This window comes from Streptomyces sp. T12 (genome assembly GCF_028736035.1).
In the GTDB taxonomy this organism is placed as follows: Bacteria; Actinomycetota; Actinomycetes; order Streptomycetales; family Streptomycetaceae; genus Streptomyces.
The window spans coordinates 2,191,210-2,202,654 of the sequence record NZ_CP117866.1; the positions used below are offsets into that span (position 1 = coordinate 2,191,210).

The 11,445-nt window shown below is 72.5% G+C and carries 10 protein-coding genes; 2 read left to right on the forward strand and 8 right to left on the reverse strand.

Features of this window, described 5'->3' with window-relative positions:
* Positions 1 to 69 precede the first annotated feature (69 nt).
* A complete protein-coding gene (locus tag PBV52_RS09695; RefSeq protein WP_274237897.1) occupies positions 70 to 1,452 on the forward strand; it encodes an FAD-binding oxidoreductase in 1,383 nt (460 codons plus the stop codon).
* Here the strand turns inward: PBV52_RS09695 and PBV52_RS09700 are convergent.
* Both PBV52_RS09700 and PBV52_RS09705 read right to left on the reverse strand, forming a co-directional pair.
* On the reverse strand, positions 1,439 to 2,398 hold the full coding sequence (locus tag PBV52_RS09700) for an LLM class F420-dependent oxidoreductase (RefSeq protein ID WP_274237898.1): 960 nt from the start codon (positions 2,396 to 2,398) through the stop codon (positions 1,439 to 1,441). The genes PBV52_RS09695 and PBV52_RS09700 overlap by 14 nt on opposite strands.
* 10 nt (positions 2,399 to 2,408) lie before the next feature.
* The gene (locus tag PBV52_RS09705; protein ID WP_274237899.1) at positions 2,409 to 3,914 is read right to left on the reverse strand and encodes an APC family permease; all 1,506 of its coding nucleotides are present in this window, start codon (positions 3,912 to 3,914) and stop codon (positions 2,409 to 2,411) included.
* Between the two features lie 218 nt (positions 3,915 to 4,132).
* Here PBV52_RS09705 and PBV52_RS09710 point away from each other — a divergent pair, with 218 nt between their 5' ends.
* Positions 4,133 to 5,797: a PucR family transcriptional regulator gene (locus tag PBV52_RS09710; protein ID WP_274249343.1), complete on the forward strand. Its 1,665-nt coding sequence runs from the start codon at positions 4,133 to 4,135 to the stop codon at positions 5,795 to 5,797.
* Positions 5,798 to 5,848: 51 nt separating this feature from the next.
* On the opposite strand, the gene PBV52_RS09715 is transcribed toward PBV52_RS09710, so the two are convergent.
* From PBV52_RS09715 to PBV52_RS09740, 6 genes are all read right to left on the reverse strand, one after another.
* A complete protein-coding gene (locus tag PBV52_RS09715; RefSeq protein WP_274237900.1) occupies positions 5,849 to 6,985 on the reverse strand; it encodes a glycosyltransferase family 4 protein in 1,137 nt (378 codons plus the stop codon).
* 100 nt (positions 6,986 to 7,085) lie between these two features.
* On the reverse strand, positions 7,086 to 7,232 hold the full coding sequence (locus tag PBV52_RS09720; RefSeq protein WP_274237901.1) for a hypothetical protein: 147 nt from the start codon (positions 7,230 to 7,232) through the stop codon (positions 7,086 to 7,088).
* A 179-nt stretch (positions 7,233 to 7,411) separates the two neighbouring features.
* On the reverse strand, positions 7,412 to 9,130 hold the full coding sequence (gene recN, locus PBV52_RS09725; RefSeq protein ID WP_274249344.1) for a DNA repair protein RecN: 1,719 nt from the start codon (positions 9,128 to 9,130) through the stop codon (positions 7,412 to 7,414).
* A gap of 210 nt (positions 9,131 to 9,340) precedes the next feature.
* A complete protein-coding gene (locus tag PBV52_RS09730; RefSeq protein WP_030054779.1) occupies positions 9,341 to 10,246 on the reverse strand; it encodes an NAD kinase in 906 nt (301 codons plus the stop codon).
* Positions 10,243 to 11,058 (reverse strand): TlyA family RNA methyltransferase, encoded by an 816-nt coding sequence (locus PBV52_RS09735; RefSeq protein WP_274237902.1) that lies wholly within the window; start codon positions 11,056 to 11,058, stop codon positions 10,243 to 10,245. The genes PBV52_RS09730 and PBV52_RS09735 overlap by 4 nt, the downstream gene beginning before the upstream one ends.
* 7 nt (positions 11,059 to 11,065) lie before the next feature.
* Entirely contained in the window at positions 11,066 to 11,410 is a 345-nt protein-coding gene (locus PBV52_RS09740; RefSeq protein ID WP_274237903.1) for a hypothetical protein, read from the reverse strand.
* Positions 11,411 to 11,445: the final 35 nt, after the last annotated feature.

Here is an 11,445-nt window from a genome sequence, read left to right on the forward strand (position 1 = left end):
ACAGGACGGACGGAACGCGCCCGCCTAGCCTGGAAGCCAGCGATTGCCCCTGTTCGGAAGGGGGCTGCCATGGCTTCCCACTCGAAGGCGGGCGCGGCCCTCGCCGCGCTGCGCGAGGATCTCTCGGGTGATGTGTTCGCCCCGGGGGATTTCGGTTACGACGACGTCCGGGTCGTCTTCAACGCCATGATCGACCGGCGGCCCGCGGTGATCGCGCAGTGCGTGGACGAGGACGACGTGGTGCGGGCCGTGCGGTTCGGCCGGGAGCTGGATCTCAACATCGCGGTGCGCGGCGGCGGGCACAGCGTCGCGGGCATGGCGCTGAACGACAACGGCCTTGTCGTCGACCTACGCCATATGCGCGCCGTCACCGTCCACCCCGCGGCCGAGGCGGCGCGGATCGCGGGCGGCGCCACGATCAGCGACCTGGACCGCGCCACGCAGCCGTACGGACTCGCCACGACCGGTGGCCGTGCCTCGACCACCGGCGTCGGCGGCTTCGTGCTGGGCGGCGGCAGCGGCTGGCTGGAGCGCTCCTGCGGGCTGGCCGCCGACAACCTTCTCGGCGTCGAGCTGGTCACCGCCGAGGGCACGAAGATCCACGCGAACGCCGACGAGAACCCCGAGCTGTTCTGGGGCCTGCACGGCGGCGGCGGGAACTTCGGCATCGCCACCGCGCTCACTCTGAAGCTGCACGAGCTGCCCGACTTCTCCATCGCGCTGCTGATGTACCTCCCCGAGTTCGGCCCCGAAGTCATCCGCACCTATCGCGAGCTCATCGCTGTCGCTCCGGTGGAGGCGGGCGGCGGCGTCCTGTACCTCACCGGCCCGCCCGCGGAGTTCGTACCACCGCACCTGGTCGGGACGCTGCTGTGCGGTGCGCTGCTGGCGTACGCCGGGCCCGAGGAGGACATCCGCAAGCTCGCCGAGCCACTGCTGGCGCTGCCGCACGCGGCGGAGATCGTGACCGGGATCCCGTACGCCGACTTCCAGTGCATGCTCGACGATCCGCCCGGGCTGCGGAACTACTGGTCGGCCGAGTACCTGGCGAGCCTGCCCGACGACCTCGTCGACGTCTTCTGCGCCCGCGCGGACTCCATGCCCGTGCCGTCCAACTCCCAGCACGTGCTGTTCCCGCTGGGCGGTGCGATCGCCACCGGTCCCGCCGAGTACCCCGTGCCCTACCGGGACGCGGCCTGGTCGGTGCACCCCTTCGGCCTCTGGGCGGACCCGGCCGACGACGAACAGGGCATCCAGTGGGTCCGGGACCTCCGCGCCGACGTCCGGCCGTGGAGCACCGGCGCCGTCTACCTCAATTTCATCGGCGACGAGGGCGCGGAGCGTGTGGTGGCGGGGCTCGGCGCCGAGAACACCCGGCGGCTGGCGGAGCTGAAGCGGCGGTACGACCCGGACAACGTCTTCCGGTTCAACCACAACATCAGGCCGGCCTGAGCGCCGTCAGCGTCCGCTCCCCACCCGGATCACCCGCGGTCGCCGGGACGAGGGCGATCTCGTCGAGGCCTGCCTCGGCGTACTCCTCGACACGCGCGCGTACGGCGTCCAGGTCCCCCACCAGCCCGACCACGTCGGCCGCCGCGGCGGGCAGCGCCCGGACCAGCGCGCCGGGATCGGCACCGGTACGGGCCAGTTCGACGGCCTCCCCGAAGCCGGCCGCCTCGAACATGTCGCTGTAGCCCGGCACCGTCAGGTACCCGGCGATGCTCCGCAGGACCTGCGCAAGGGACTCCGGGTCCGGGTCGACGGCGGCCGGCAGCCAGGCAGCCAGGGTCGGCGGCGACGTACGGCCCGCGCGCTCGGCGGCCGCTTCGAGCTTGGCCCGCAGCAGGCGGACCTGTTCCGGCGAGACGAGGTCGAGCAGCATACGGTCGGAGTGCGCTACCGCCGTGGCGATCGCGCGGTCGCCGAACGCCGCCACGGTGAGCGGGCCGCCGGGAGGCGGGAGGCGGCGCGGGAAGGCGCTGCCGGGGACGACCGGCTCGCCGGGCTTGCCGTGCAGGAAGACGCGCAGGGCTGCCGCCGAGGCCTCCATCGCCGCCGCGGGCCGCACCCGCGGCACCCCGTGCACGCCCTCGACCACCCGCTTGCTGGAGGTCCCCAGCGCCACCCCGACCGGCCGCCCGGTGACGGCGGCGACCGAGGCGGCACCCCGCGCGATGCCGAACGGCTCACGCACCGACACCGCCACGGGACCGGCCGTCAACGCGACCCGCTCGGTGGCCCGCCCGATCGCCGCGGCGAGGACGAAGGAGTCCCAGGTCGGCCCCTCCCCCGCCCACACCTCGCGGTACCCGAGCCGATCGGCGACCACCGCCACCCGCAACGGCTCCTCGACCGGACTGTCGTCCTCCCGTGCCACGGCAACCACGCTGAAGTCCATGCCGACGCCGCTACCCCGCAGTAGGCGCCCCAACCGGGGTTTGCGTTCGCTCAGCCGAGTCCTCCAGCACGATCCGGCCGATGATGTCGTACCGCTCCGGCCGCCGCACCTTCAGATACCAACCGAGCCCGAGACCGCCGAAGAAGACCAGCCCCACGATCCACGGGATGGCCTTGAAGAACAGCGAGTCGGCGGCCGTACCGGCCGCGGTGTCCAGGTTGGTCACCAGCAGCCCCACGACCGCGATCATGCCGATGCCGCCGAGCAGCGGGGCGGTGAGCGTGCGGAACCAGTGGCGGTCCTCGGGGTGGTTCTTGCGGAAGTAGCCGATGACCGCGAAGGAGCACAGGGTCTGCACGATGAGGATCGCCATCGTGCCGAGGATCGCCAGCAGTGTGTACAGGTGGATGTACGGGTCCTGCCCGGTCAGCCAGAAGGCGCCGACGAGCCCGACCGCGATGACCGACTGCACGATGGAGGCGATGTACGGCGACCCGTGCCGGGCGTGCGTACGGCCGAGCGCGGGGTGCAGGAAGCCCTCGCGGCCGATGGCGTACAGATAGCGGGCCGCACACTGGTGGAAGGCCATCCCGCAGGCGAACGACCCGGTGATCAGCAGCCACTGGAACGCGTCGACCGCCCAGGCGCCGAGGTAGGAGTGCGCCGGGTCGAAGAACAGGTCGAGCGGGCTGGTGCCGGCGGAGATCTCGACGGAGGCCTTGAGTCCGTTGCCGGCGATGGTCATCCAGGACACGTAGATGTAGAAGATCCCGACCCCGATGACGGAGATCAGCGTCGCGCGCGGGATGACGCGCTTGGGGTCGCGGGACTCCTCGCCGTACATCGCCGTCGACTCGAAGCCGACCCACGACCAGAACGCGAAGAACAGGCCGAGACCGGCGGAGGCTCCGGTGAAGGCGTTCTTGGGGTTGACGGGCTCGACGGGGATGCCGTCGGGGCCGCCGCCGTTCAGCAGCACGGCCGTGGCGACCACGAACAGGACCGCGATCTCGGCGATCAGCATCACGCCGAGGGCCTTCGCGGTGAGGTTGATGTCGAAGTACGCCAGGACCGCGGTGACGAGCAGCATGGCGGCGGCGTACAGGATCCAGGGAAGGTCGACGCCGAGCTGGTCGTGGACCGTCGTCTGCGCGAAGTACGAGAAGACGCCCACGATGGACGCCTCGAAGACGATGTACGCCAGCACGGCGAGCATCCCCGAGGCCATGCCGGTGATCCGGCCGAGGCCGTGCGAGATGTAGCCGTAGAAGGCGCCGGCGGCGGTGATACGGCGGGCCATGGCGACGTATCCGACGGAGAACACCGTCAGCACGAGCGTGGCGAAGAGGTAGCCGGCGGGCGCGCCCGTGCCGTTGCCGAAGCCGACCGCGATGGGCAGGTTGCCGGTCATCGCGGTGATCGGCGCGGCGGTGGCGACCGCCATGAAGACGACGCCCGTCAGGCCCACGGAATTCGCCTTGAGCCGGTGTACCTCACGCGCGGGTGTTTCCGTCATTCCGTCCCTCTCGACGTGCTTTCGCAACGAAATCCGAAGGTGAAGGGGCACTTCGCTTCGGATGTGTCAGTGTGGCGGTGTCGTGACGCACGCCACAACAGACAGGCGGTCCGGCAATCCGCCGGGCGCGACGCTTTGTCGGGCGCAGACGGCCGTTGATCGTCTCCGTAACGGTCCGGATATGTCGTGGAAGCATGACCGCGGGTAGCGTCCGGCACATGGACAGCGGTACGGACAGCGGCACGGGCGGTACGGACAGCGGATTCGGCACTCACGGCGCCGGGATCACCGTGCGGCGGGCGCTGGAGCTGCCAGGCCTGCGCAGCGGGCTCCCCGAGGTCATCGCGGGCGCCGACCGGCTGGGGCGGACCGTGCGCTGGGTGCACGCGGGCGAGGTGCCCCACATCGCCTCCCTGCTGAAGGGCGGGGAGCTGCTGCTGACCACGGGCTACGGCCTCGGCACCCGTCCGGCCGACCAGCGCGCGTTCGTGCGCACCCTGGCCGAGCGCGGCATCGCGGCCCTCGTCATCGAGCTGGGCCCGCGCTTCACGCGCCTGCCCGCCGCGCTGGTCGACACGGCACGTACGGCCGGTCTGCCGCTGGTCCAGCTGCATCGCGAGGTGCCCTTCGTGACGGTCACCGAGGAGATCCACACCGAGATCGTCAACGGCCACTACGCGCTGCTGCAACGGGCGGAGGAGGTGCACCGCCGGTGCACGGAAGCACTGCTCGGCGGCGGCGGTGTGCCCCAAGTGCTCGGCATCCTGGCCGACTTCAGCGGCAACCCGGTCTTCCTGGAGACGACGGACGGCAGGCTGCTGTACGCCGCCGGGGCCGGCCCCGAGGGCGCGGATCCGTTGCAGGTGTGGGAGGGGCTGCGGGGGCAGCACAAGGACGCGCCGCCGCCCGCCGGGTCGGTGCTGGTGGATGTGCCGGGGGGCGGCCCGGGGACGGGTTCGGTCCGGGCCCGTCTCGCGCTCCTGCCCGTGCGGGGCCCTCTCGCGCCCGTGCACCGGATCGCCACCGAGCGGGCCGCGGGCATCCTGGCCGTGGTGCTGATGCAGGCACGCCAGGAGGAGGAGCTGGCGGCACGCGGTCGCGGCGACTTCCTGACCGACCTCGCGGAGGGCCGTGTCGCCGCCGAGGACGCCCCGGCACAGGCGCGCGTACTGGGCTTCAAGCCGGGTGACAGCCCGCTGCTGCCGGTCGTGATGCGGCTGGGGGACGCGCTGTCCCCCGGCGGCGGCTGGGCGGTACTGGCGCGCGCGGTCGGGGAGGAGCTGGCGTCCGTAGGAGTTCCGGTCCTGCTGGGCGTACGCCCGGTCGAAGGCCGCGTCCCCCTGCTGCTGGGCCTGCGTGCGGAGTCGGAGCGGTCGGCGGTCGCGGACCGGGTCGCGGCGGCGCTGCGCGCGGGTGTCGAGCGGGCCGGGTTCCAGCGGCCGGGCGCGCAGCCGCCGGTCGTGGTCGTCGGCGTCGCGGGCAGCTGGGCGGCCGCCTCGGCGGGCCTCAGGCACGCGGCGGAGACGGCGACGGCGGCGCAGGGCCTTTCCGACCGCCCCTGGTACGACGCCCGGCGCCTGGACATCGACCTGCTGCTGTGGCGGCTGCGCGACCACCCGGACCTCGCGGCCTTCGTGGACCGCGCGATCGGCCCGCTCCGCGACCACGACAACCGCTCCCGGCCACCCCTGCTGCCCACCCTGGAGACGTACTTGGCGCACGCGGGCCGCAAGGCGGAGACGGCCCGCGAGCTGCACCTCAACCGGCAGACGCTCTACAACCGCCTCGCCCGCATCGGCGAGTTGCTCGGCACCGACCTCGACGACCCCCAGACGGTGCTGGCGTTGAGCCTGGCGCTACGGGCGCGAAGGCACGCAGGGTAGAGAGGGAGAGGCGGAGGGAGAGGGAGAGACGGGCAGTGATGCCGTCGGCGTCTAGATCATGGGCTGCGGCTGCGTCAACTCGTCGTACACGCTGAGCACTTGGGCAACGGTCTCGTCCTCGGTCGGCCAGGTCGTCACCTGCCGCCCGCCCCGCTCCTTGAGCAGCTCCCGGCGCTCGGGATCGCCGAGCAGCCGTACGACGGCGTCGGCGAGCGCCTCCGGGTCGCCGTACGGGACGAGTTCCGCCGCGTCGCCGACGAGTTCCGGCACGCCACCGACCTCGGTGGCGACGAGCGGCACGCGCGCGTGCAGGGCCTCCTGGGCGAGGACGGACCGTGACTCCCAACTGCTCGGCAGGAGCGCGATGTCGGCGGCGGCTAGCAGCTCGGAGACGTCGTCGCGTCGCCCGATGAGCCGTACGGGCAGCCCCTCGTCCTCGATCCGGCGCTGCAGCGCGGCCCGCAGCGCCCCCTCCCCCGCGATCACGACCAACGGCACGGGATCGAGCCGCAGCCACGCGCGCGAGGCGTCCAGCAGCACGTCGTACCCGCGATGCCGCTCCAGCGAGCCGACGGCGATCAGCAACGGGCGCCCGGTGGCCCCGAGTTCGGCCCTGACCTTGGGCCGCAGCCGGTCGGGATCGTCCAGCTCGGCGACACGGCGCGGCCCGGGCATCGCGACGGCGCCGAGGCGTGCGTCTCGCGCACCGGTCCGGCGGGCCCGGTCCACGAGCGCCGAGGTGGTCCCGAGCACGACGGAGGCGGCCTTGACGACCCGCCGCTCCAACAGCCGTACGAGATGCGCGCGGGCCCCCTCGGCATGCGCCCGGTCGTGCCAGGTGACGACGAGCGGAGTACGCCGCCCGCTGAGCGCGAGCACGGCACGGAAGGAGGCGTGCAGCCCGTGCGCGTGCACCAGGTCGGCGTCGGCGCACGCGGCCCGCAGAGCTGCCACGGACGCGGGATCACTGCTGCGTGGCACGTGTACGTGCTCGGCGCCGGCCCCGGTGAAGTCGTAGGCACGATCGGCCTCGACCGGGGCGCACACGGTGACCCGCACGCCCCGCGCGACCAGCCCCGAGGCCAGCGATCGCACATGCGCGCTGCTGCCGGCGTTGCCGCCGCCCAGCACCTGCACGGTGCGCAGCGACGACTGGCCGTGCGGTGAGTGGCTGCTCACGGGGGTCACGTGGCCGGGGCTCCTGGTTCGGGTCGGGCGGTCACGAAGAACGTACAGAAGGATCGGGCGGAGGGGGTGCACCGCGAGGATCCCTACGCGTACGACATGTTTACGCCAAGGATGCCAGGCCGTACGGGCGTTCCGGGAACGGCGGGAGGCCGAAGGCGGCGCAGACGCCGGGCAACGCGGCGGGGCGAGTCACCTGCACGAGTGAGGCGGGGTGGGAGGTGTGGCCGAACATGCGCACGTGGAGCATGGGGAGGATGCGGTTTCCCAGGGCATCCTCCACGCGTCGGCAAGGCAGTTGCGCAACACGGCGGGACAGTCCCGGCAGACGGCTCGGCGCGCGAGACAGTAGAGAGAACGAACCCCCTGAGCCTGAGCGACACGGCCGTGCGCCTCGACGACGCACGGCCCGCTCCGCCGGTGCTCGCGCTACATGTCCGCCCGAGCCGTCGCCAGCAGCTCCTCCGCGTGCGCCCGCGCGGTCTCCGAGTCCTCCTGCCCGGCGAGCATCCGGGACAGCTCCCGGACCCGCTCCTCGCCCTCCAGCACCTTCACCCCGGACCGGGTGACCGACCCGTCGTTGGTCTTCTCGACGAGCAACTGCCGGTCCGCGAAGGCGGCGACCTGCGGCAGGTGGGTGACCACGACGACCTGCGCGCTCTTCGCCAGCCGGGCCAACCTCCGCCCGATCTCCACGGCCGCCTTGCCACCGACGCCGGCGTCGACCTCGTCGAAGAGATACGTCGGCACGGGATCGGTCCCCGCGAACACGACCTCGACGGCGAGCATCACGCGCGAGAGCTCACCGCCGGACGCGCCCTTGGCGATGGGCCGGGGCGGCGCTCCCGGATGCGGCGCGAGCAGCAGCTCGACCTCGTCCACACCGGACGGCCCGTAGGCGACCGCACGACCGCCGACCTCGACACCCTCCGGGTCCTCGGTCTGCCGGATGTCGAAGGACACGCGCGCGTGCGGCATGGCGAGCGAGGCCAGCTCCGCCGTCACGGCGGCGGCGAACCGCTCGGCGGCCTCCGTCCGCGCATCGGTCAACGCCTGCGCCAACCCGCCCAGCTCGGCCCGCAGCGCGTCCCGTTCGGCGGTCAGCTCGTCGATCCGCTCGTCGTCGCTGTCCAGTTCGGTCAGCCGCGCCGCGCTCTCTTCGGCCCAGGCGAGCACGGAGGCGATGTTCTCGCCGTACTTCCGCGTGAGCCCGTTCAGCGCGGCCCGGCGCTCCTCGACGGCCGCGAGCCGCAACGGGTCCGCGTCCAGATCATCGGCGTACCCCGCCAACTCCCCGGCGACATCGCCCAGCAGGATCCCGATCTCGCCGAGCCGCTCTGCCAGCGCGGCCAGCGCCGGGTCGTGCGACCGCACGGCGTCCAGGGCCCGCTGCGCACCGGCGACCAGCGTCGACGCGTCGATGCCCTCGGGGTCCTCGGGATTGCCGGCCAGCGCGGCGTGAGCGGCCGTGGCGGCCGACGACAGCGCCTCCGCGTGCCCCAGCCGCTCGGCTTCCTCCGCGAGCTCCACGTCCTCGCCGGCCCGCGGCTCGACACCCGCGATCTCGTCGAGCCCGAACCGCAGCAGGTCGGCTTCCTGAGCCCGCTCACGCGCGCGCGTGACGATCTCGTCCAGCTCGACGGAGACGGCCCGCAGTCGGCGATAGGCCTCGGTGTACTTGGCGAGCGGCACAGCGACGGAATCCCCCGCGTACCGGTCGAGCGCCTGCCGCTGCCGGGCCAGCTTCAGCAACCCCTGCTGATCGGTCTGCCCGTGCACGGCCACCAGCTCGTCGGCGAGCTCGGCCAGCATCCCCACGGGCACACTGCGCCCCCCGAGATGCGCCCGCGACCGCCCCTCGGCGGAAACGGTACGGCTGATCAGCAACGCCCCGTCGTCGAGCTCGGCCCCGGCCTCCTCGACCCGTACGACGACCGGCGCGCCCGGAGGCACGGCGATCCGCCCCTCGACGACCGCCTTCTCGGCCCCGATCCGCACAAGCGCCGGGTCCGCCCGCCCACCGAGCAACAGCCCCAGGCTGGTGACCACCATGGTCTTGCCGGCACCCGTCTCACCCGTGACAGCGGTGAATCCAGGCGACAGCTCGACGACCGCATCGTCGATGACCCCGAGCGACCGTATCCGCATCTCCTCCAACACGGACACGACCTTACGAGGTCGGGGGCGGGGAGTGCGACGGCCCCCGGGTCCGTGATGTGAAGGTGCAGGTGACGAATGTGTATCGGCAGCACATGTCACCCAGGCGAGTGCAACACCGCAAGGGGCGCGGGGAACTGCGCGACAAGCCACGACGGACCCGCAGCCGCCGACGCACTCCCCCACACCACGGCGAGTCGGCTAATGCGGCGCCCCTCGCCATCCAGAAACCGGCAACGCAAACTTCGCCACGAGCCGGTCGGTGAACGACGCGTGATGCAGCCGAGCCAGCCGCACCGGCACAGCCCCCCGCCGCACCTCAACCCGCGCCCCGGGCGGCAACTCCACCGTCCGCCGCCCGTCACACCACAACACCCCCGGCGGGATATGCGGCAGAACCTCCACAGCCAGCACAGAATCCGGCGACGTCACCAGCGGCTTGGCAAACAGCGCGTGCGCCGAGATCGGCACCATCAACAGCGCCTCGACCTCCGGCCACACCACAGGCCCGCCCGCGGAGAAGGCATAGGCCGTGGACCCGGTCGGCGTGGACAGCACGATGCCGTCGCACCCGAACCCCGTCACCGGCCGCCCGTCGATCTCCAGCACGACCTCGAGCAGCTTCTCGGCACCGGCCTTCTGCACGGCGGCCTCGTTCAGCGCCCAGTCGGTATGCACGATGTCGCCGTTCTGATGCACGACGACGTCGACGGTCATCCGCTCCTCGACCTCGTAGGCCTTGGTCACGACCCGGTCGACAACCTTGTCGAGATCGTCCCGCTCGGCCTCCGCGAGGAACCCGACGCGCCCGAGGTTGACGCCCAGCATCGGCACGCCGGACGCCCGCGCGAACTCGGCGCCCCGCAGCAGCGTCCCGTCACCGCCCAGCACTATCAGCAGCTCACACCCGTCGAGGCACTGCGGAGTCGCCTCCTTGACGAGACCCACCTCGGGCGGCAGCGGCAGGTCGGCCGCCTCGTACTCCAGCACCCGCACGCCGATCCCCGACCGCAGCAGTCCCTTGACCACCAGCTCGGCGCTGCGAATGGCCGCGGGCCGCCCCGTGTGGGCGAGCAGAAAGACAGTACGAGCTCGGTTCTGTGTCAACGCGGCCCCTCCGCAACTGCACGGTCAACGTCGGCCGGGTCCAGGGCGGGCGCCCCGGCACGCAGCCACAGAAAGTACTCGACATTCCCCGAGGGTCCGGGCAACGGACTGGCCGTGACCCCCTTCACCCCGAGCCCGAGTTCCCACGCCTTCTCGGCCACGCCGCGCACGGCCTCGGCCCGCAGCTGGGAGCTGCGGACGACCCCGCCGCTGCCCAGCCGTTCCTTCCCCACCTCGAACTGCGGCTTGACCATCATCACCAGGTCCGCGTCCGGCTTCACGCACCGCACCAGGGCGGGCAGCACCAGTCCGAGCGGGATGAAGGACAGATCCCCCACGACAAGATCCACTGGCTCCCCATCGATCGCTTCGAGCGTCAACTCGCGTACGTTCGTACGGTCCTTGACGGTGACGCGTTCATCACTCTGGAGAGTCCAGGCGAGTTGTCCGTATCCGACGTCGACGGCGACGACATGGGCGGCACCCGACCGCAGCAGTACGTCGGTGAAACCGCCGGTGGACGCGCCGGCGTCCAGCGCCCGGCGCCCTTCCACCACGAGCCCCTGGGGTACGAAGGCCTCCAGCGCGCCCGCGAGCTTGTGCCCGCCCCGCGACACGTACTCGGGATCGCTGCCGTCGGACGCGACGACGATCGCCGCCGCGGTCTCCACCTGCGTGGCCGGCTTGGTCGCGACGGTCTTGCCGACGGAGACCCGCCCGGCGGCGATCAGCTGGCTGGCGTGCTCGCGCGAGCGCGCCAGCTTCCGGCGGACCAGCTCCGCGTCGAGACGGCGGCGTGCGACTCCTGCCACGTTCGGTTCAGCTCCTCATCCCAGGCATCGACGGGGGCGCCGGAGGTCCCGGGCGGGCGTCGAGCGCGGTGAGCGCGTCGCGCAGCCCCCGGTGTACATCCTCGTACACCTCGACGTGTCCGTCCGTGGCGAGGTGGTCGGTATCACCGAGCCGCTCCAGCTGGGCGTCGACGTCGGCGTTGCCGGTGGGGGTGCGGGGGACGTTCAGCGGGGCGGGGGCGGCGGGGTCGTACGTGGGTTCGCCCGCGAGCCCGGCCGGCTCAGCGGCGGCCACCGCGGCCACTTCCGCCTCGGCCACTTCCGCTGCGCCCTCCTCCTGCGGGATCTCCGTCTCCGGAACCGTGTCGCTCATGCCCAGACGCTACCCCGAACCGCTGGGGTACCGTC

Coding starts and splice junctions, on each gene's coding strand:
- PBV52_RS09695 (WP_274237897.1), top strand. CDS start 70: ATGGCTTCCCACTCGAAGGCGGGCGCGGCCCTCGCCGCGCTGCGCGAG.
- PBV52_RS09700 (WP_274237898.1), bottom strand. CDS start 2,398: ATGGACTTCAGCGTGGTTGCCGTGGCACGGGAGGACGACAGTCCGGTC.
- PBV52_RS09705 (WP_274237899.1), bottom strand. CDS start 3,914: ATGACGGAAACACCCGCGCGTGAGGTACACCGGCTCAAGGCGAATTCC.
- PBV52_RS09710 (WP_274249343.1), top strand. CDS start 4,133: ATGGACAGCGGTACGGACAGCGGCACGGGCGGTACGGACAGCGGATTC.
- PBV52_RS09720 (WP_274237901.1), bottom strand. CDS start 7,232: ATGCTCCACGTGCGCATGTTCGGCCACACCTCCCACCCCGCCTCACTC.
- recN (WP_274249344.1), bottom strand. CDS start 9,130: ATGCGGATACGGTCGCTCGGGGTCATCGACGATGCGGTCGTCGAGCTG.
- PBV52_RS09740 (WP_274237903.1), bottom strand. CDS start 11,410: ATGAGCGACACGGTTCCGGAGACGGAGATCCCGCAGGAGGAGGGCGCA.